18 protein-coding genes are annotated in these 18,294 nt (G+C 59.0%); 10 read left to right on the forward strand and 8 right to left on the reverse strand.

Annotated elements, in window-relative coordinates; genetic code table 11:
* Positions 1 to 2: 2 nt before the first annotated feature.
* The 6 genes from LJD17_RS08290 (at position 3) to LJD17_RS08315 (ending at position 6,273) form a co-directional block, all read left to right on the forward strand.
* Positions 3 to 980 (forward strand): ABC transporter permease, encoded by a 978-nt coding sequence (locus tag LJD17_RS08290; RefSeq protein ID WP_227383713.1) that lies wholly within the window; start codon positions 3 to 5, stop codon positions 978 to 980.
* Positions 977 to 1,891 (forward strand): ABC transporter permease, encoded by a 915-nt coding sequence (locus tag LJD17_RS08295; RefSeq protein WP_264478325.1) that lies wholly within the window; start codon positions 977 to 979, stop codon positions 1,889 to 1,891. The genes LJD17_RS08290 and LJD17_RS08295 overlap by 4 nt, the downstream gene beginning before the upstream one ends.
* Positions 1,888 to 2,868 carry an ABC transporter ATP-binding protein gene (locus LJD17_RS08300; RefSeq protein WP_227383715.1) on the forward strand — a complete coding sequence of 327 codons (981 nt, stop codon included), beginning with the start codon at positions 1,888 to 1,890 and terminating at the stop codon, positions 2,866 to 2,868. Before LJD17_RS08295 ends, LJD17_RS08300 begins: the two co-directional genes overlap by 4 nt.
* Positions 2,865 to 3,869 carry an ABC transporter ATP-binding protein gene (locus LJD17_RS08305; RefSeq protein ID WP_227383716.1) on the forward strand — a complete coding sequence of 335 codons (1,005 nt, stop codon included), beginning with the start codon at positions 2,865 to 2,867 and terminating at the stop codon, positions 3,867 to 3,869. Before LJD17_RS08300 ends, LJD17_RS08305 begins: the two co-directional genes overlap by 4 nt.
* A complete protein-coding gene (locus LJD17_RS08310; RefSeq protein ID WP_227383717.1) occupies positions 3,866 to 4,738 on the forward strand; it encodes an alpha/beta hydrolase in 873 nt (290 codons plus the stop codon). The genes LJD17_RS08305 and LJD17_RS08310 overlap by 4 nt, the downstream gene beginning before the upstream one ends.
* 116 nt (positions 4,739 to 4,854) lie before the next feature.
* The gene (locus LJD17_RS08315) at positions 4,855 to 6,273 is read left to right on the forward strand and encodes a M20 family metallopeptidase (RefSeq protein ID WP_227383718.1); all 1,419 of its coding nucleotides are present in this window, start codon (positions 4,855 to 4,857) and stop codon (positions 6,271 to 6,273) included.
* Between the two features lie 208 nt (positions 6,274 to 6,481).
* Here LJD17_RS08315 and LJD17_RS08320 read toward each other — a convergent pair whose 3' ends face one another.
* Together LJD17_RS08320 and LJD17_RS08325 are read right to left on the reverse strand one after the other, a co-directional pair.
* Complete coding sequence (locus tag LJD17_RS08320) at positions 6,482 to 7,057, reverse strand: UbiX family flavin prenyltransferase (RefSeq protein WP_227383719.1); 576 nt, start codon at positions 7,055 to 7,057, stop codon at positions 6,482 to 6,484.
* Positions 7,057 to 8,574, reverse strand: a complete 1,518-nt coding sequence (locus LJD17_RS08325) for a UbiD family decarboxylase (RefSeq protein ID WP_227383720.1) — start codon at positions 8,572 to 8,574, stop codon at positions 7,057 to 7,059. The genes LJD17_RS08320 and LJD17_RS08325 overlap by 1 nt, the downstream gene beginning before the upstream one ends.
* A 115-nt stretch (positions 8,575 to 8,689) precedes the next feature.
* On the opposite strand from LJD17_RS08325, the gene ubiT reads away from it, so the two are divergent.
* The 4 genes from ubiT to LJD17_RS08345 all read left to right on the forward strand — a co-directional run bounded on the left by ubiT (position 8,690) and on the right by LJD17_RS08345 (position 11,602).
* A complete protein-coding gene (gene ubiT, locus LJD17_RS08330) occupies positions 8,690 to 9,253 on the forward strand; it encodes a ubiquinone anaerobic biosynthesis accessory factor UbiT (protein WP_227383721.1) in 564 nt (187 codons plus the stop codon).
* Positions 9,244 to 10,221 carry a ubiquinone anaerobic biosynthesis protein UbiU gene (ubiU, locus tag LJD17_RS08335; RefSeq protein WP_227383722.1) on the forward strand — a complete coding sequence of 326 codons (978 nt, stop codon included), beginning with the start codon at positions 9,244 to 9,246 and terminating at the stop codon, positions 10,219 to 10,221. Before ubiT ends, ubiU begins: the two co-directional genes overlap by 10 nt.
* A gap of 16 nt (positions 10,222 to 10,237) precedes the next feature.
* Positions 10,238 to 11,140: a ubiquinone anaerobic biosynthesis protein UbiV gene (gene ubiV, locus LJD17_RS08340; RefSeq protein ID WP_227383723.1), complete on the forward strand. Its 903-nt coding sequence runs from the start codon at positions 10,238 to 10,240 to the stop codon at positions 11,138 to 11,140.
* A gap of 90 nt (positions 11,141 to 11,230) precedes the next feature.
* Positions 11,231 to 11,602 carry a hypothetical protein gene (locus LJD17_RS08345; protein WP_227383724.1) on the forward strand — a complete coding sequence of 124 codons (372 nt, stop codon included), beginning with the start codon at positions 11,231 to 11,233 and terminating at the stop codon, positions 11,600 to 11,602.
* Between the two features lie 11 nt (positions 11,603 to 11,613).
* On the opposite strand, the gene LJD17_RS08350 is transcribed toward LJD17_RS08345, so the two are convergent.
* The 6 genes from LJD17_RS08350 to nosZ are packed head-to-tail and all read right to left on the reverse strand — an operon-like array spanning position 11,614 to position 18,290.
* Positions 11,614 to 12,660 carry an FAD:protein FMN transferase gene (locus tag LJD17_RS08350; protein WP_227383725.1) on the reverse strand — a complete coding sequence of 349 codons (1,047 nt, stop codon included), beginning with the start codon at positions 12,658 to 12,660 and terminating at the stop codon, positions 11,614 to 11,616.
* Positions 12,623 to 13,204 carry a nitrous oxide reductase accessory protein NosL gene (locus LJD17_RS08355; protein ID WP_406600780.1) on the reverse strand — a complete coding sequence of 194 codons (582 nt, stop codon included), beginning with the start codon at positions 13,202 to 13,204 and terminating at the stop codon, positions 12,623 to 12,625. Before LJD17_RS08355 ends, LJD17_RS08350 begins: the two co-directional genes overlap by 38 nt.
* Positions 13,201 to 14,031, reverse strand: coding sequence for an ABC transporter permease (locus tag LJD17_RS08360; protein WP_227383726.1), 831 nt, complete (start codon positions 14,029 to 14,031; stop codon positions 13,201 to 13,203). The genes LJD17_RS08355 and LJD17_RS08360 overlap by 4 nt, the downstream gene beginning before the upstream one ends.
* Entirely contained in the window at positions 14,028 to 14,948 is a 921-nt protein-coding gene (locus LJD17_RS08365; RefSeq protein ID WP_227383727.1) for an ABC transporter ATP-binding protein, read from the reverse strand. The genes LJD17_RS08360 and LJD17_RS08365 overlap by 4 nt, the downstream gene beginning before the upstream one ends.
* Positions 14,945 to 16,339, reverse strand: coding sequence for a nitrous oxide reductase family maturation protein NosD (locus tag LJD17_RS08370; RefSeq protein ID WP_227383728.1), 1,395 nt, complete (start codon positions 16,337 to 16,339; stop codon positions 14,945 to 14,947). The genes LJD17_RS08365 and LJD17_RS08370 overlap by 4 nt, the downstream gene beginning before the upstream one ends.
* A gap of 4 nt (positions 16,340 to 16,343) precedes the next feature.
* A complete protein-coding gene (gene nosZ / locus LJD17_RS08375) occupies positions 16,344 to 18,290 on the reverse strand; it encodes a TAT-dependent nitrous-oxide reductase (protein WP_227383729.1) in 1,947 nt (648 codons plus the stop codon).
* Positions 18,291 to 18,294: the final 4 nt, after the last annotated feature.

The following is an 18,294-nucleotide window of genomic DNA, read 5'->3' on the forward strand; positions in this document are numbered from 1 at the left end:
AAATGATAGCTTATGTTCTGCAGCGCCTCATCCAGAGTATCCTGGTTCTCCTCGCAGTCTCGATCGTCGTCTTTCTCGCAGTCTACGGCATCGGAGATCCGATCGAGCTGCTTGTCCCGCCACAGGTCAGCGCTGCCGAACGTGCAGCGATGATCCGTCGACTCGGCCTCGATCTGCCGGTCGTGCAACAATATCTTATGTTTCTTGGTAATGCTCTCAAGGGCGATCTTGGACGCTCGTTCGTACACGGCGTGCCGGCGGTGGAACTCATTCTGGCGCGGCTGCCGGCGACCTTCGAGCTTGTGCTCCTCGCCATGAGCGTGGCGGCTGCCGTTGGCGTTCCACTTGGTCTTCTGGCCGGGCTCAACCCCGAGAGTCGTTCAAGTCGTGCGATCATGGCCGGGACCGTCCTCGGTTTTTCGCTGCCGAGTTTTTGGAAAGGGATGATGCTCGTCCTTCTCTTCAGCGTTGCGCTCGGATGGCTGCCCACCGCGGGCCGGGGCGAGACGGTCTCTGTCCTCGGTATCCAAACGAGTCTGCTGACTTTGGACGGTCTGAAGCACCTCATTCTGCCTGCTCTCAATCTCGCGATCCCCAATATGGCTCTCATGATCAGGCTTGTTGCGGCAGGAACGTCCGAAGCGATGTCTCAGGACTACGTCAAATATGCTCGAGCGAAGGGAGTCCGGCGCAAGCGTATCGTCGGACGCCATGTGCTGCGCAATATTCTGGTGCCCGTCGTCACTGTAGCGGGAATGGAGTTTGGCAGCCTTGTAGCCTTCTCGACGATTACCGAGACGGTCTTCGCATGGCCCGGCATGGGAAAGCTGCTGATCGACAGCATCTATCAGCTCGACCGGCCGGTGGTCGTCGCCTATGTACTGCTCGCGACGTTCCTCTTCGTCGCTGTGAACTTCCTGGTCGATATCCTCTACGCTGCGCTCGACCCGCGTGTGAAGCTGATCGGTGAAATGGCATGACCTCGCCGAAACCAGCCCCTCCTGCTGTCCCTCCGTACGCCGATACGTCGGTTCGAGAGAGCGTGTTGCGACGCATTCGCAATCGGCCGACGACCCGCGGAGCGGCGATCCTTCTCGGCGTCCTTGTCCTGCTGGCAGTGCTGGCTCCGGTCATAGCCCCGCAAAATCCACACGACCTCGCGTCCCTGAGCGTCATGGACAACCGCCTTGCGCCAGGTTCCGAGGGCATGAACGGCATGACGTACTGGCTCGGGACCGACGCGCAGGGCCGAGACATGTTAAGCGCTATTCTCTATGGCCTTCGCACCAGCTTGCTTGTCGGGTTGTCCTCGACTGCCGGAGCCCTTGCTATTGGTATTGCAGCGGGCCTCATCGCCGCGCAATTCGGAGGCGCCGTCGACGCGGCCATTATGCGCGTCGTCGATTTCATGCTGGGTTTCCCGTCAATTCTGATCGCGCTCGTTCTTCTGGCTTCGATAGGCCGAGGGGTCGACAAGGTCATTATCGCGATAATCTTGGTTCAGTGGGCGCAGTATGCCCGGTTGATGCGGGCTGCAGCGCTCGTCGAGCGTCGCAAGGAATATATCGAAGCCGCGATAAACTTCGGTCTCCCCACGCGTCATATTATGTTGGCGCACTTGCTGCCGAACTCGATCGGGTCAGTCCTTGTGGTTTCAACAATCAGCATCGCCGGAGCGATCACGCTTGAGGCAACGCTGTCCTTCCTGGGCGTGGGCGTACCGGTGACGCAACCGTCCCTTGGCCTTCTCATCGCCAATGGTTTCGAATTTCTGCTTTCTGGCGAGTACTGGATCTCCGTCTTTCCGGGAATTGCCTTGGTTCTGCTGATCATGTCGCTCAATCTCGTAGGGGACCGCCTCCGCCGCAGCTTCAATGTGAGGGGGCCATGACGTCGCCTTTGCTCGAGGTTAGCGGTCTCAGAACCGTATTCCATGACCTTAGAGGATCCTGGCCGGCGGTTAACGGTGTCGATCTTGTCGTGCAACCGGGCGAGATCGTGGGACTTGTCGGTGAGTCCGGCTCCGGGAAATCCGTCACGGGTTTTTCGCTGGTCCAGCTGATCGACCCTCCGGGTGAGATTGTCTCCGGCGACGTGAAGTTCAAAGGGGAGGATCTCCGGCAGGCGTCAGAGGAACGGATGCGGCGCCTGCGTGGTGATCGCATCGCGATGATCTTTCAGGATCCGCTGATGACCCTCAATCCGGTTCTGAGTATCGGCGAACAGATGTGCGAGGCCATCCTCGAGCACCGTGTGATGAGCCGGAAGAATGCCATGCGGGAGGCGGCCCAGGCGCTTTCCCGCGTGGGTATCTCTTCTCCGGAGGCCCGCCTCGAGCAGTTTCCTCACGAATTCTCAGGCGGCATGCGTCAGCGGGTCGCCATCGCGACGGCGCTGTTGAACTCCCCGGATTTGATCATTGCCGACGAGCCGACCACCGCACTCGACGTGACGATCCAGAGCCAGATCCTCTTTGAAGTCCAAAAACTGAGCCGTGAGACAGGAACGGCGGTGCTTTGGATCACTCATGACCTCGCAGTTGTCGCTGAACTCGCTGACCGCGTCGCCGTCATGTATGCGGGACGGATCATCGAGACCGGAACAGTGGACGATGTGCTGGATCGCCCGCGCCATCCTTACACCCTTGGTTTGCTCGGTTCGTCGGCATCGACTGTTAATCCCGGTGAACGGCTGAGGCAGATCAGCGGAGCCGCACCGAGTATCGATGCGCGTCCGAGCGGATGCCCCTTCCGCCCACGCTGTGAAAGGGCTTTGCCTGTCTGTGCTGAGATCGACCCGGCGCCGGAACACGACCGAGGACACAGTTATTGTTGCCACAATCCAATCCCCGAGGGGCCGGTTCCATGACGGTGCCTTTCTTCGAGTTGCGGGGTGTGGAACGGCACTTCCGTGGAAAGTCGACATTCGCTCAGCGCGTCCTGACGATGGTTGGCCAAGCCTCGCCCCCGCCTGTCTTGAGGGCTGTTGACGGCGTCGACCTCAAGGTGGCCCGTGGGGAAGTGCTCGGTCTTGTGGGCGAGTCCGGTTGTGGCAAGTCGACTCTCGCACGCGTGGCCACCGGAATTCTGAAGCCGACAGCCGGTGACGTCGCGTATGACGGACGCCCGGTAAGCGAACTGAAGGGGCGGGAGCGATTGGACTTTCTGCTGAAGGTCCAAATGATTTTTCAGGATCCGTACGCGTCCCTCAATCCACGTATGCAGGTGCGCCAGATCGTTGGCGAGGCTCTGCGCGTACACCGTCTCGTTCCCCAGAACGAAGTCGATCCCGCAGTCGATAAGGCGCTCACCGAGGTTGGTCTCGATGTGGCCTACCGGAACCGCTACCCGCATCAATTCTCCGGCGGGCAGCGTCAGCGCATCGGTATTGCCAGGGCATTGGCGGTGAAACCCGATTTCCTGGTTTGCGATGAGCCGGTTTCGGCACTCGACGTCTCGATCCAGGCACAGGTCATCAATTTGTTCATGGATGTCCGAGAGAGGTATGGGCTGACCTATCTCTTTGTCAGTCACGATCTGGGCATCGTTCGCCATATCAGCGATCGCGTCGCGATCATGTATCTTGGACGTATCGTCGAGATTGGGTCCGCTGCCAGCATCTTCGCCGAGCCGGCACATCCCTATAGCGCCGCTCTTATCGCAGCGAGCCCGTCGGCAGCCCATCGGAAGCGCGCTTTCCAGCCGCTCAAAGGCGAGCTCCCATCTCCACTCGCCCCGCCAAGCGGCTGTCCCTTTCACCCGCGTTGCGAGCACGCCATGCCGGTATGCCGCGAGGATCGTCCCGTCCTCAGGGAAATTTCTCCCGGACGCAGCGCAGCCTGTCATTTGCACCATTCGGACAAAAGATGATCACGACCACGCTCACGCCCGAAATCGGCCGTACGATGCTTCCTTTCGTGGATCGGTTCCACCCGGAACGTCCACTTGAGGTGCATTTCTATCGGCCGGCGGCCCACGGCCCCGATGATCCTGTCGTCATCGTTCAGCATGGAATGCTGCGCAACGGCGATGAGTATCGCGACTTCTGGATCCCGGCTGCGGAAAAGCACCGTCTTCTTATTGCGGCTCCGACGTTTTCGAACGAGTGGTTCCCTGGTGCCGAGGGTTACAACAACGGCATGGTCATCGGACCCGACGGGACGGTTCAGTCCTCTACGAACTGGATCTATTCCGTACCAGCCCGTGTCTTTGCCGCGCTTCAGAAAATCGGCGTGACCCGTCGTTCGAAGGCGTATCTGTTCGGTCATTCCGCGGGCGGGCAATTCTCGCACCGTTTGCTTGCGACGCAGCGCGACATTCCATTTGAGGCGGTCATCGCGGCGAATCCCGGCTGGTACACTTTGCCGACCTTTGAGTATGACTTTCCAGAAGGTCTTGGCAGTATGGCGCTCGACGAGTCGAGCCTTGCCCGATGGCTGGCCTATCCAATGAACATTTTTGCGGGAGATCAAGACATCAGTGCCGATGATCCAAACCTCCCGGCCCAACCGGAGGCCTTGAAGCAGGGGCCGACCCGTTATGCCCGCGCCCATTTCGTTTATGATTTCGCCCAGCGGGAAGCTCGACGGCTCGGCCTTCCGTTCGCATGGCGGTTGGTGCAGGTTTCCGGCGTTGGGCACGATGGTGCTGCGATGTCGCGTGCCGCGGCCGCCTATTGGTTCGAGGGACGCATCCCGGTCGCCGAGGAGCTGATATCGGAAGAACCCGCCGCCCTGTGACGTTCCGATCAACGTGAGCTCGGGGGATGTCTGTCGAGACGACTTGGTGTTTCCCTTCGTGTCGCGCTTCTCCGCACCGGGATCTGCGTCTATTCCTGTAAACTATGGAGCTGTAAATGAACGTTCGGAATGAGATTTGGCAGCATGTCGATGCGGCCAAGGACAGGCTTGTCGCCATGAGCGACAGGATCTGGGGCATGCCGGAGGTTTGTTACACTGAGGTGCGCTCCGCAAGCGAGCATGCAAAGGAACTTCGGCACCAGGGTTTCCGGGTGACGGAAGGGATCGCGGGCATCCCGACCTCCGTCATTGGCGAGGCGGGCGCGGGGGGACCCGTTATTGCATTCTTGGGCGAGTTCGACGCACTCCCCGGCTTGAGCCAGGAGGCGGGTGTTGCAGAACATCGGCCGATCGAGCCCGGAGGAAACGGGCATGGATGCGGCCACAACCTTCTGGGCGCGGGTGCCATGCTGGCAGCGGTCGCCCTGAAGAACTGGCTTGCCGAAAAAGGACTTCCCGGGCGCGTCCGCTACTACGGATGCCCTGCGGAGGAGGGCGGAGCCGCCAAGTCATTCATGGTCCGGGCAGGCGCTTTCAACGACGCCGATATTGCCATTTCCTGGCATCCGTACAGCTTCTGGGAGGTTGCGCCGGCCCTGTCTCTCGCTAACACCCGTGCCGACTTCACTTTCACCGGTCGCGCCGCCCATGCGGCGGCCTCTCCCCACCTGGGTCGCAGCGCCCTCGATGCAGTGGAGCTGATGAACGTGGGCGTCAACTACATGCGCGAGCACATGCCGTCCGATGCGCGGGTGCATTATGCTCTGCTCGACACCGGAGGCATCGCGCCGAATGTCGTTCAGGCTCATGCGCGTGTTCGCTACTCCATCCGGGCCATGGATCTGCCTGGAATGCTCGAATTGGTTGATAGGGTCCACAAGATCGCGCAAGGCGCCGCTCTCATGACCGAAACGAGTGTCGAAATGCGCATCGTCAGCGCCGTATCGAACATTCTTGGCAACGAACCTCTCGAGCGCGCACTGCACGGTGCAATGGAGGAACTTGGGCCGCCTCCCTTCGACGAGGCCGACAGGAGCTTCGCCCGTGAAATCCGTGCGACTTTATCCCCGCAGGAAATCGCGTCGGTTTACCGTGCGGTCGGTCAGAAGCAGGGCGATGCGCCTCTTGCGGACTTTTTGGTTCCACTCGACACGCCACGCAAGCCGATGGTCGGCTCCACCGATCTCGGTGACGTGAGCTGGGTGGTTCCAACCGTTCAGGCTCACGCGCCGACGGTTGCCATCGGCACTCCCTTCCACACTTGGCAGGTTGTCGCGCAAGGCAAGACGCCTGCTGCACACAAGGCGATGATCCATGTGGCCAAGGCCATGGCAGCAACCGGCATGGCGGCCGTCACGGATCCTACTCTTGTGGCAGCGGCAAAAGCCGATCTTGCGGATAGAACACGGGAAACACCTTATGTAAGCCCGTTGCCGGAGGGGGTTGAGCCTCCGCTCACCATGTCGGTCAACTAAACGAACTGTTTGACCACATCGTGCCCGGTAGACTCACGAAAGAGAACTGATTTGGACCTTTGCTGGCGATTAACGGCTCCGAGCCTGATGACCGCCGGCAGAGAAATGGCCACGTCACCTTATGCGCCCGATCATTTCCAACCGTCAAATTCGTGCTCAGGCCTGTATTTCGGAACAAGGTGACGGGACATCGTCTGATTGAGCGATCTCAGTCGAGCCCCGTCCAGGATTCAGCAAGCTCAGCAAGACCAAGATCAAGAAGATCGATTGCTCTCCGCGCCGTGTGATCAATAATCTCGGAGACAGATTGTGGCCTGCGATAGTAAGCCGGGACCGGGGGCGCGACGATGGCTCCCATCTCGGTCACCGCTGCCATCGCGCGAATATGGCCCAGATGCAACGGAGTTTCCCGGGTCAACAGTATGATCCGGCGCCGTTCCTTGAGATGAACATCTGCTGCTCGTACGAGTAAATTATCGGACAGGCTGTTCGCAATGGCGGACAGAGTTCTCATTGAGCAGGGAGCAACGATCATTCCCGCAGTTCGGAACGAGCCGCTGGCGATGGTGGCGCCCACATTGCCGATCGGATGACAACAGGAAGCAATGCTCCGCGCTTGATCCAGCGCATCGCGTCCAACCTCGTGAGCGATGGTTCGCTCGGCGCTTTCTGAGACAACAAGATGGGTCTCGCATCCAGCTGAGGCGAGAAGTTCAAGGACACGGATCCCAAGCATAGCGCCAGATGCGCCACTGATACCGACGACGACGCGGAACGGTGTCATCAGGGTACTCTCCTGAAAGGCAGGGATCCCAAGCCGAATTCGGGCCAGAGGGCGTCGATCCGGTCGGAAATCGCGGCGTCCATCTTGAGAACCTCGCCCCAGTCGCGATCCGTTTCGGGCGGGATCTTGTTTGTCGCGTCAATGCCAAGCTTGCCGCCAAGTCCTGCCTTTGGTGAGGCGAAATCCAGATAATCGATCGGAGTATCGGCGATCGACAGCAGATCCCGAGACGGATCTGACCGGGTCGCGACCGCCCACATCACGTCGTCCCAGGATCGAATGTCCACGTCTTCGTCGACGACGATGAGAAGCTTCGTGTAGGTGAATTGGGGAAGAAGCGACCACAGGCCAAGCATTACACGGCGTGCTTGGCCGGGATAGCGCTTGGAAATGGACACGATGGCAATTCGGTAAGAGCAGCTTTCCGGCGGCAACCACACATCCTTAACCTCCGGAAGCTGGCGCTGGAGAAGCGGCAGGAACAATTGGTTGAACGTCTCACCGATCCGGGACGGCTCGTCTGGAGCTCGTCCGGTAAACGTCGAAAGATAAACGGGATTCGGACGCGTCGTGACCGCCGTCACATGAAGAACAGGAAAATCCTCGACGGAGTTGTAGTAGCCCGTATGATCTCCGAAAGGGCCTTCCGGCGCCGTTTCGTCCGGCGAGACATAGCCTTCGATCACGATTTCCGCTTCGGCCGGCACCCGTAAAGGTACGCTTACGCAGGGCATGAGCCTCGGACGCTGCCCGCGCAGCAGACCTGAGAAGCGAAGCTCTGACAAGTTTTCCGGGAGCGGAAGAACAGCTGAGAGAATGGTGGCTGGGTCGGCCCCGATCACGACGGCCACTGGCATCGGTTCGCCGGTCGTCTTCCATTGATGATGATGACGAGCACCGCCCCTGTGTGCGAGCCAGCGCATGATCGCGCGGTCCCGTCCGAGGACCTGCATGCGATAGACACCGACATTGTAGTCATCCACTCCGGTTCCGTCCGGCGGACACGTGACAACCAGGGGCCAGGTGATCAGCGGAGACGGCTCTCCGGGCCAGCAAGTTTGGACTGGGAGCCTCCCAAGGTCGATGTCGCTTCCCGTCGATACCAACCGTTGCGTGCTCTTGATCTCCTTGGCACGCATGGCGAGGGCCGCCCGCGCCAGAGGAATTTTATTCCATGCGTCGGTGAGGTTCTGCGGTGGGCGCGGCTCGCGCAGTTCGGCGAGGGTCGTTCCAAGCGCGGAAAGATTATCGCGATGGACGCCAAGTCCCCAGGCGGTCCGTTCGACGGTGCCGAAGAGGTTGACGAGAACCGGCATCTCCGCGCACTGACCGTTCGGTTGAACAGGCCTTTCGAACAGCAGGGCGGGACCCTGATTCCGCAGGACGCGGCGGTGAATTTCGGTGATCTCGTGAGTGAGGGAGATCGGCTCCCAGATGCGCACGAGTTGGCCTTTCATCTCCAGAAAGGACATGAAATCGCGAAGGTCCGAGAAGGGTGGCAGATCACGGTGTGACATTAGCGTCCTTGAGGCATGACTGACCTCGTTGAAGGAAGGAAACGCTTCCGTCTTTGCGCCAGCTCAAACTCAAGCTGAGCAGTATCGTCTAAGACAGCCCCGCAAGGAAAATCGCATGACGATATCGCACACGCCTGCTGGAGCCTTCCCGCCTCTCATCACTCTCGCTCTGAGACCACTTCCGCTGCTTCCTCTTCAACTGTTCCTGTCGGCGGTCCTTCGCCGGATCCTAGGGCAGCACCCGCGCATGTTCGAGCGTCTCGGGCCGTATGCAGGACGATCCTATGGGTTGGCTCCGTCCGATCTTCCCTTCGCATTCGTGCTTCATACGGCATCGACGGCGCCGACAATCACTGTGGTCCGCTCCTTGCCGCCAGGGCTCGACGCCAGAATTTCTGGTCCCTTCAGTGCACTGATCGGCATGGCGAACGGGAATTACGACGGTGATGCGCTGTTCTTTTCCCGAACGATCGTGGTCGAAGGGGATATCGAAGCGGTTCTTGCCCTCAGGAACGCTGTCGACGACGCGGATCTGAACATCCTGCATGAAGGAGCCGCTCTTCTGGGTCCGTTGCGACAGTTCGGAGAGATCCTTCTGACGCGCCGCAAGTCGAGGCCTGCACCCGATGGCGGGGAGGGGCCCAGCCGAAGTGACAGGAGCGTGCGATCATGGAATTGATCTGTCCTGCTGGAACACCGTCTTCCCTGCGTGCCGCCGTGGACGCCGGCGCTGATGCAATCTATTGCGGTTTTCGGAACGAGACGAACGCTCGTAACTTCCCAGGTTTGAATTTCAGCCCCGAGGAACTCGCAGACGGGGTCGCTTACGCGCACCGGAAGGGCGTGAAAGTGCTTGTGGCGATCAATACATTCCCGCGGGCAGGAGCCATCGAGTTGTGGCGCAGAGCGGTCGGCGACGCCCTTGGGGCCGGCGCTGATGCCCTTATCCTATGTGATATCGGCCTCATGTCCTATGCGGCAGAGCGGTATCCAGCGGCTCGCCTGCATGTCTCCGTTCAGGCCGCCGCGGCCAATGCCGACGCGATCCGCTTTTATATGGAGCGATTCAACGCAAAGCGGGTGGTGTTACCACGCGTCCTGAGCGTTTCCGAGATTGCAGCAATCGTGCGTGAGGCCGGCTGCGAGGTGGAGGTGTTTGTTTTCGGAGGGCTCTGTGTCATGGCGGAAGGCCGGTGCTCGCTCTCGTCCTATGCGACAGGTCTGTCCCCAAACATGAACGGTGTCTGCTCGCCCGCCAGTCACGTTGCCTATGAGGAAAAAGGCGGCGCTGTCGTCTCTCGTCTCGGCGATTTCACCATCAATAAGTTCGGCAAAGAAGAACCCGCCGCCTACCCGACGCTCTGCAAGGGCCGTTTTAGAACCGAAATTTCGACTGGTTACATCTTCGAAGATCCTGTCAGCCTCGATGCCGCGACGCTTTTGCCGAGCCTTCGCAAGGCAGGGGTGACAGCTCTGAAGATCGAAGGGCGGCAGCGGAGCCGCGCTTATATAGAGAATGTGGTGCGTTCGTTTCGCGAGGCCTTGGCTGCCTTGGAAAACGAACAGCCGATCTCGGAACGGATGCTTGAGGCGATCAGCGAAGGGCAAAGCAACACCCTCGGCGCCTACCGCAAGACTTGGCGTTGAACCGGAGAAAGCCAACATGAAGCTGACCCTCGGCCCGGTGTTGTATAACTGGGAGCCAGATGTCTGGCGGGATTTCTATTTTAGGATCGCCGACGAGGCTCCGATCGATACCGTCTGTGTCGGTGAGGTTGTGTGCTCGAAACGCCTGCCTTTTTATCAGGATCTGATACCGGAGGTCATCGACCGGCTCATCGCTTCCGGGAAGGATGTGATGCTGAGTTCACTGGCTCTCGTCACTTTGGAGAGGGAGCGGAAGCAGACTGCGTCCCTGGCGAAGGGATCGGATATCGTCGTCGAGGTTAACGATATTACGGCCCTGAAGCATGTTGCAGGACGTGCCCATGCCATCGGCCCTTATGTCAATGTCTATAACGAGACGACACTGGCCTGGTTGGTACGGAATGGGGCTTTGCGGGTTTGTCTGCCGCCGGAACTTCCCGCATCGTCTATAGCGACTTTGGCCAAGGCCTGTTCCGACGTGGAAATCGAGGTCTGGTCGTTCGGACGTGTTCCGTTGGCGATTTCCGCGCGCTGCTATCACGCTCGTCTCCATAAACTGACAAAGGACAATTGTCAGTTCGTCTGCGGCAAGGATCCCGATGGATTGTCGGCCGACACTTTGGATCAACAGGCGTTCTTGACGGTAAATGGTGTGCAGACGCTGTCTGCGAGCTACGTCAGCCTCATCGAAAACCTTTCCGACCTCGCATCCATGGGTGTCAGGTCATGCCGCATCTCGCCACAGACTTGCGATATGGTTGCTGTCTCGCGCACCTTTCGTCAGGCTGCGGACGGAGCACTCGACCCTCAAGAGGGTCGGCGTTCCTTGGATCTGATCTGCGAGGGTATCCCTTTCTCCAACGGCTTCTTCAATGGGAGCGCCGGCGTCAGGTATCGCATCGCCAATGTTCTCAGATAGCCGGAGAAATTCCTGAGACTCTCTTTGTGCTGGCGCAACGTTGCATTGGAGGATTGTGCCAACATCATTACAAACCACGGAGATTCTTCCATGGGTATGATGAACGCAATTGCGAATTGGCGAGCCGTACGAACCGCGGAACGGGAGCTCGCAGGCCTCGATCCGGAGGAGTTGCGAATTCTTGCAGAGGATGTCGGACTTTCCGTTGACCGTTTGAGCCAGCTGACGGAGCATGGCGTCAAAGGCGCGGATGAGTTGCCGCTTCTCATGCAGGCTTTAGGCATCGATCCTCAAACGACTTCTCGTATGTATCCTGACGTCATGCGTGATATGAGGATCGTTTGCTCCAGCTGCCAAGCTGCGAGCCATTGCCGACGCGCCATTGAATCCGGTTGGGCGCCCGTCGTACAGCGTTACTGCCCGAACGCAGTTACCATCAAGGCGCTCTTGGAGGAGAAATAGTCCTTCCAAGCCTAAGCCGTGATCACACGTCTTTGCCCTTCAGACGTCGTCAAGTGGACATCGCCTTTGCCGATCTTGCCGACAATGGCGCGAATATCCGCCTCCGGGAGAAGGCTGAACGCCGTCGACAGTGCATCAGCCGCCGTGGCGGTAGGCATCCGGACGGTCACGCTCCGATACAACGTGGACGAAGTGCCGGTGCGTGGATCAAGGAGATGGTTGAAGCTGCCGGCAGGATCGAACCGAAAGCCGTATGCTCCGGACGTCGCCACGGCCTGATCGATGGTTTCCAGCGTTTCACTGATCTTTTCCGGCTGGCTGGGATCAGTGAGGCCGACCTGCCAGGGCGTTCCGTCGGGCCGGGCATCAAGCGCTCGGGTCTCGCCCATATCGATCAGGCTGTTGGAGATCCCGTTCGCACGCAGGATGTCGACGACGCGATCCGTAGCGTAGCCTTGTGCAATACCGTTGAACGTCAGGCTCATGCCACGCTGTCTGAACGCGATCCGGTTTTCATCGAACAGGACGCCGCCAAAGCCGGTCTGCCCGAGTGCCTTGCGGATCATTGCCTCAGGAGGGCCGTTCGGATCTGCGGATGGTTTCGAGAAGTGATCACGGTATAGCACCCAAAGAGCCTGTACGGTCGGGTCGAAAGCACCGCCTGTCAGTTCAGAGTAACGGTGGCATTCAGACAGAAGCGCTACGAGTTCCGGGGGAGGCGCAACAAGCGTGCTTTGACGATTGAGAGCGGAAAGAACCGAGTCTTCCCTATAGAGGCTGAAGATCTGTTCCAGGCGACGCACTTCTGCGAGTGAACGCTCGATCAGACGTTCCGCGGTCGTCCGATCATGATGATGGATCTGCATGGTGGCGAGCGCACCCATCGCGTGACCCTGCCAGGTGACGAGATGCGCCTCCGCCTTCGCGCGATGGCCAAATGAAATGAGACTCAATCCGGCTGCGGCTGCCGAGATCCCGATAATGCGCCTGCGGGTGAGGAGAGGGGACATCACGAGGCTTTCAATGGGCGTGATTTTGCTGGGACGGGGCTTGATCATGCTGCCCGGCTGCACCTTGCTCCTCCACGGAACTAGTCGTCTCTCCAGCCCCTAGAATGTAGTCTCGCGGCATCCCTTCGAAGGTGACGATGCGCCCGCCATTCTCGACTGCGAACTTCTCTGCGGCCGCCTTCTCAGAGAAAGGCACGGCTTCCTCGGCTCCCATGCCGCTTTTTACGCGACTTCCGATTACAAATGACGCCTGTCGCGCATCGACCCAGTTCGTTGTCCCGGGCTCATTCCAAGATGGCGCCTTGGCCATGTCTGAAACATAGATCGCGCGGATGTCCTTTGGCTCTTCGGGAAGCATGGTGAAGGAAATCGCGTCCCTCGCGGACGAGAACCAGACTGGATCCTTTCGGCTTGCGAGAATGATCTGACCTTTCGGGCCTGCATGCTCGAGAACATTCATGCCGCAGTAATGACCGATAGCTGCGGCGGTCAGCACTTTCGGAAGTGGAACGGGCTCCGCGGTTCTCATGTCGTTGCAGCCTGCCAACGCCAGCATGCCCGCCAGCACCGTCACGAATGTGATCTTCATCATAATTCCCTCCTGGAGAAGGCGAATGTTGCGAGGCTGAGCGGGATGACGACCCAGACAAACAATGCGGTGAGAAGGGTGGGCGACGTTAAGGTCGCGTTCTGTGCGACTCCGGCCATTCCAGAGAAGGAGCTGATATTCGCAAAGCCTGTCAGATTGAATAGGCGATACGCGTCTGTCGGATTGAACAGGAGCAGGCCGTTGAGTACTCCGCCAGAGATGGTTTGGCCTTGATCGACGACCAGAAGGCCGAGGAGCGCCATATCATAGATCAGAACGAAGACGAGCCAGATGCCGATGGCGATCCCGCCGGCGGTGCCGCGCTCCCGAACGAGAGAACTTACCAAATAGCCGACCGCAAGGAAAATGGAGCCGAGCAGCACCGACGATGCAATCATCGATGCAAAAGCTATCCAGCTTTCCAGGTCGATGGTGACACCGGTCGCCATAAGGGCTCCTGCTGCGGCACCGTAACCGAGCAGCGTCGCAAATGCGAGGATGGACAGGTGCCCGACGAATTTGCCGATCAACACCTGCCACCGTGCAACTGGATAGCTCAGGAGCAACAGCATGGTGCCACGCTCCATTTCCCCCACAATGGCGTCGTGAGAGATCAGCAAGGCGATCAGAGGAAGCAGGAAGATCGTCAGACTCGAAAGGCTGACAATCACGACATCAAGCGCTCGGACGCCAACATTGCCTGTCGGTGCGCTCCCGAGGAAGGTGAGAGAGAGGGCAAGGGCCGCAAGAAGCAAAGTGGTGGCGAGAACCCAGCGGTTACGCAGCCCTTCTTGGATCTCCTTGCGGGCGACAATCAGAATATTCCTCACCGTGCCGTCTCCTGGGTGAGAAGAAAATGAGCATAGAGCTCGTCCAGACTCGGCGGAATCACGTCGAGGTCGTCGATCGGGGAGCCCAGCCCGACGGCCTGCCGCAAGACATCGATTTTTTGCTCCGGTGCGACGTTGACTTCAACCATGTTGCGGTCGACCTGGCGCAGGTCGCCGATTGGCCTGAGCCATTTCGGGATATCGGGAATCCCAGGGGCCGAGAACTTCAGCCGTAGGCGGGTCGGCAGTTGGGCGATGCGGCGCAATTCATCCAGGGTTCCATCGGCGACTTTGATCCCGCGATTCATGATGACGACGCGGCTGGCACGCTCTTCCAGTTCGGTCAAGGCGTGGGAGGACAAGAGAACAGTTGCGCCGTGACTGCGGAGTTCCTCGATAATCTCGTAGAAACTCTGACGCAGGGCCGGATCCAGCCCGGTCGTGGGTTCATCGAGCAAGAGAACCCTTGGTTCGCCCAAGAGTGCTTGGGCAAGGCCAAGACGTTGGCGCATGCCTTTCGAATACGTTCCAACCCGTCGGTTCGCGGCATGGGTCAGGCCGACCCGATCAAGAAGTGGCGGCACCGCTCGCATCGACTGGCGCTTGAGGCGCGCATAGAATGCGAGCGTTTCCTGCCCTGTCAGAGCCCCATTGAAAGAAACATTTTCCGGCAGATATCCCAGTTGCCGCCGAGCTCGGAATTCCCCCGCTGCGGGATCGTCGCCGAGGACCGTGATACTGCCGCTGGTTGGTCTGATCAGACCTAGCATCAGCTTCATGAGGGTCGTCTTGCCGGCGCCGTTGTGGCCGACCAGAGCAACAGTCTCGCCTTCGGGCAGGCTGAAAGAGACTTCGCGGACTGCGTCAACCTTGCTGAAACGCTTGGAGACGCGGCGAACTTCGAGTGTACCCGTCATGGCCGGTCTCCTTCGGCGAATTTCGGGCGCGAGGGTGGCGCCATGAGGGGGTGGCTATCAACAACACCACCAGGGAGGAGGGCAGGGAATTGCGCCTGCGCCCAGCGGATCACCTGCACGGCAGGGCTGTTCATCAGAACCTTAGCCTGTGGTGCCGTCCAGAGCACTTTGTCGACGAGATCGTTCGGGCGATATGCGCTATCCCCAAGCCCATCGCCGTTCAGATCAAATGCCGGATTGTCGCTCCAATAGTTCCCGCGTCCGCCCTTGGACCAATCGAGATAGCGAGTGCCGACATACTTCACTTGGTTTCGGTTCTTTACGAACGCATTGCCGGCGATTTCGTTACCCTCCGAGCCGGCGGTAAAATGGATGCCGATCTCACAGCCTTCAAACCAGTTGTCTTTGAACGAATTCTTGTTTGCGTTGTAGATAAAGACGCATTTTGTGGGTCCAGGCCGGGCGCCCGCCGCGAGATCCGGTTCGTCGTCCTTGGCAGGAAGCCCATGCTCGCCAGCACCCTTCGACCGTATGCCAGATGCCGTCCATCTCTCTGCAGGTTGAAGACGCCCGAGGACGGTATTGCCGGAAATCTTCGAGTTATTGGCGTAGTTGAACAGGAAGCCATGATCGCGATCACCATTCGACGTGTTGCCAGCGACCTTCAAGCGATGTGAAAACATAATCGCAAACCCGACCGTATTGTCGGTTGACACGTTGTCGGTGATTTCACTGTCGTTGGTATACATATAATGGACTGCAAATCGCATGTCGCGGAAGCGGTTGCCGCTGAATACATTATTCTTGCTTGTGACGACGAAGATTCCGTCTCGCCCGTAGCGGACATCGTTGCCGATGACTTTGGCTCCTGAAGCGTTCCACACCGAGATCCCGTTCCCGGCCTCGTTCACCCGACCCTCTTGCAAGCCGACTATTCGGTTGCCTCGGGCGACGGAATTTTCAGCGCCGTGCAGGTAGACGCCATAAAGATTGCCTTCGATAATGTTGTTCTCGACCAAGGCCCCTGTGGCAGATTTCTCGACAAAAACGCCGGAATCCATCTGCGGGAGATCCATGCCGGAGCCGCGGATTGTCAGGCCGCGAACCGATGCGCCGGGAGCCACGATCGTGACAACGCTGCCCGACCCTGAACCGATCAGAGTTGCACCAGGATCGCCTTCGACCGTCAACTTGCGTCGCAAGTGGATCGGGCCGCGATGCTCGCCGGCTTTAAGAATCACAACATCGTTGTCCGCGGCTTGGTCCAGAACGGACTGCAGATTCGCTTCGCCCGGAGCAACGACAATCTGCCCGGCCAGCGCGGGCAAGGAAGGGCTGGCAGCAAAAGCTGCCGCCAGTCCCAGGCACAAAGATGTGCGGATGCGATACATATCGTCAGGCGCCTTGCGGCTCGACGAACATGCGGCCCTTCATCTCCATATGCATGGCATGGCAGAACCACGAGCAGTAATACCAATATACGCCTGGCTTCGAAGCAGTGAACGTCACCGATGCCGTTGCTTGTGGAGCGACTTCCATGTTGACGCCATAGTTGGTGATGCAGAATCCGTGAGTCAGATCCTCGACTTCGTCGATGTTGGTTACATAAACCGTCACCTCGTCGCCTTGCTTGACTTGGAAGCTATCGAGGCCGAAGGCAGGTGCGGACGATGTCATATAGACTCTGACCTTGTTGCCGTCGCGAACCACCTTGGAATCTGCTTCCAGAGTCACGCCATCGGCCTTTGCCTGCTTTACCGCATCCGCAAAGAAAGCATCGTCGCGCTTCCAGATGCTGATCGGGTTGATTTTCGACCGGTGAACGATGGTGGCATCGTGCGGTTCGGCAAAACTCGGCCCGTCATGGACCAGAATCATCTTGTCCCCGGAGATGTCGATAAGCTGATCGTTCTCGGGCTTGAGCGGACCCACGTTAAGGTACCGGTCCTTCGAGAACTTGTTGAGCGAGATCAGCCACTTGCCGTCGGCCTCCTTGGTCTGGCCCATGGAGGTGTGGTTATGGCCGGGTTGATAATGGACATCGAGTTTTTGAATGACGGGATTTACCTTTTCACCTTTAAAGGCTCGCTTGGCGAGGTCGATGTTCCACTTTACGATCTGACTGTCGAGGAAGAGCGTAGTATAGGCGTTGCCCTTGCCGTCGTAGGCTGTATGCAACGGGCCAAGGCCGAGTTCGGGCTCTGCTACTACAACGTCACGCGGCTTGATCTTGTCGTCGAAAAGATCGTCAAGCCTGCGGGCGTCAAAGACAGTCACGGTCGGCGAGAGCTTGCCGTTGGCGACGAAATGGATGCCGTCCGGCGCAGTGTTGATGCCGTGTGGGCTGTTCGGAACAGGGATATAGCGCGTGTATTTCGAACCGGCACGACCATCGAGAACCGGAACACCGCCAATGGTCTCGAATTCACCCCTCTTCACGGCTTCTTCGATGCGCTTGAGGTTAAACACCACGACCCAGTCCTGCTCCTTCGCCATCATCTCGGCGAGGGTCACGCCTTCTTCCGAGTTGTAGCAGGTGGCCCAGGCATATTTGCCCTGGTAGTCGCAATCTACGTTGTCGAGATTTCCATCGACCCTAACCTGCCAGGCGACCTTCATGGTGTCTCCGTCGACCGCAGAGAAGATCGAAGCGTACTTCTTCGGGTCGTCCAAGACCTTGCCGTCATTCGGGATCGGCACGCGGTCTTCGCCGTTGCAGAACACGTAGCCTGTTCTCGGGTACTTCTGCACGCGCAGCCCGTGGACCGTATATTGGTTGGGCAGCTGGATGATCTTGTCGCATTTCATGACGTCAAGGCGAATGCGGCAGACGCGGGTATTGGCCTTGTCGTTGGCAAAGAGATAGCGCCCGTCGTAGGAGCCGTCAGTGAACGAAAGGTGGGGATGGTGCAAGTCGCCGTTGAGGAAGACGCCGCCTTTATCCTTGAGAAAATCCTGGCTTTCCGGCGTCAGGCCTTCCGTCAGGATCTTCCGGCTCTCGTTCGTCAGCCCCCAGCCCGTGGCGCTGTCGCGATTGAACACGGGAATACGCATCAGTTCGCGCATGGAGGGCAAGCCGACGATGCGGACCTCGCCAGTCTGTCCGCTGGAGAAGAAGACATAATACTCGTCGAGCTCACCGGGCTTGACCTCGTACTTGTTGGCAGCGGTTGGCCGGGAAGCAGGAGCGTTGGATGGCGTTTGCGCCTCGGCTGCCCCGATGAGCCCTGTTTTCGAGACTGTCACGCCTCCGGCGGCTCCCGCTGCGCCAGCCACGGCGACTGCCGCGGTCGTGCCGAGCATGTCGCGTCGGCTTAAGCCCTTTTTCTCCTGATTTGCCATTAGA

The organism is Microvirga rosea (genome assembly GCF_020595095.1).
Classification (GTDB): Bacteria; Pseudomonadota; Alphaproteobacteria; order Rhizobiales; family Beijerinckiaceae; genus Microvirga; species Microvirga rosea.

Excerpts from the sequence above, each read along its gene's own strand:
- LJD17_RS08290 (WP_227383713.1), top strand. The coding sequence starts at position 3 with ATGATAGCTTATGTTCTGCAGCGCCTCATCCAGAGTATCCTGGTTCTC.
- LJD17_RS08295 (WP_264478325.1), top strand. The coding sequence starts at position 977 with ATGACCTCGCCGAAACCAGCCCCTCCTGCTGTCCCTCCGTACGCCGAT.
- LJD17_RS08300 (WP_227383715.1), top strand. The coding sequence starts at position 1,888 with ATGACGTCGCCTTTGCTCGAGGTTAGCGGTCTCAGAACCGTATTCCAT.
- LJD17_RS08305 (WP_227383716.1), top strand. The coding sequence starts at position 2,865 with ATGACGGTGCCTTTCTTCGAGTTGCGGGGTGTGGAACGGCACTTCCGT.
- LJD17_RS08310 (WP_227383717.1), top strand. The coding sequence starts at position 3,866 with ATGATCACGACCACGCTCACGCCCGAAATCGGCCGTACGATGCTTCCT.
- LJD17_RS08315 (WP_227383718.1), top strand. The coding sequence starts at position 4,855 with ATGAACGTTCGGAATGAGATTTGGCAGCATGTCGATGCGGCCAAGGAC.
- LJD17_RS08320 (WP_227383719.1), bottom strand. The coding sequence starts at position 7,057 with ATGACACCGTTCCGCGTCGTCGTCGGTATCAGTGGCGCATCTGGCGCT.
- LJD17_RS08325 (WP_227383720.1), bottom strand. The coding sequence starts at position 8,574 with ATGTCACACCGTGATCTGCCACCCTTCTCGGACCTTCGCGATTTCATG.
- ubiT (WP_227383721.1), top strand. The coding sequence starts at position 8,690 with ATGACGATATCGCACACGCCTGCTGGAGCCTTCCCGCCTCTCATCACT.
- ubiU (WP_227383722.1), top strand. The coding sequence starts at position 9,244 with ATGGAATTGATCTGTCCTGCTGGAACACCGTCTTCCCTGCGTGCCGCC.
- ubiV (WP_227383723.1), top strand. The coding sequence starts at position 10,238 with ATGAAGCTGACCCTCGGCCCGGTGTTGTATAACTGGGAGCCAGATGTC.
- LJD17_RS08345 (WP_227383724.1), top strand. The coding sequence starts at position 11,231 with ATGGGTATGATGAACGCAATTGCGAATTGGCGAGCCGTACGAACCGCG.
- LJD17_RS08350 (WP_227383725.1), bottom strand. The coding sequence starts at position 12,660 with ATGATCAAGCCCCGTCCCAGCAAAATCACGCCCATTGAAAGCCTCGTG.
- LJD17_RS08355 (WP_406600780.1), bottom strand. The coding sequence starts at position 13,204 with ATGATGAAGATCACATTCGTGACGGTGCTGGCGGGCATGCTGGCGTTG.
- LJD17_RS08365 (WP_227383727.1), bottom strand. The coding sequence starts at position 14,948 with ATGACGGGTACACTCGAAGTTCGCCGCGTCTCCAAGCGTTTCAGCAAG.
- LJD17_RS08370 (WP_227383728.1), bottom strand. The coding sequence starts at position 16,339 with ATGTATCGCATCCGCACATCTTTGTGCCTGGGACTGGCGGCAGCTTTT.
- nosZ (WP_227383729.1), bottom strand. The coding sequence starts at position 18,290 with ATGGCAAATCAGGAGAAAAAGGGCTTAAGCCGACGCGACATGCTCGGC.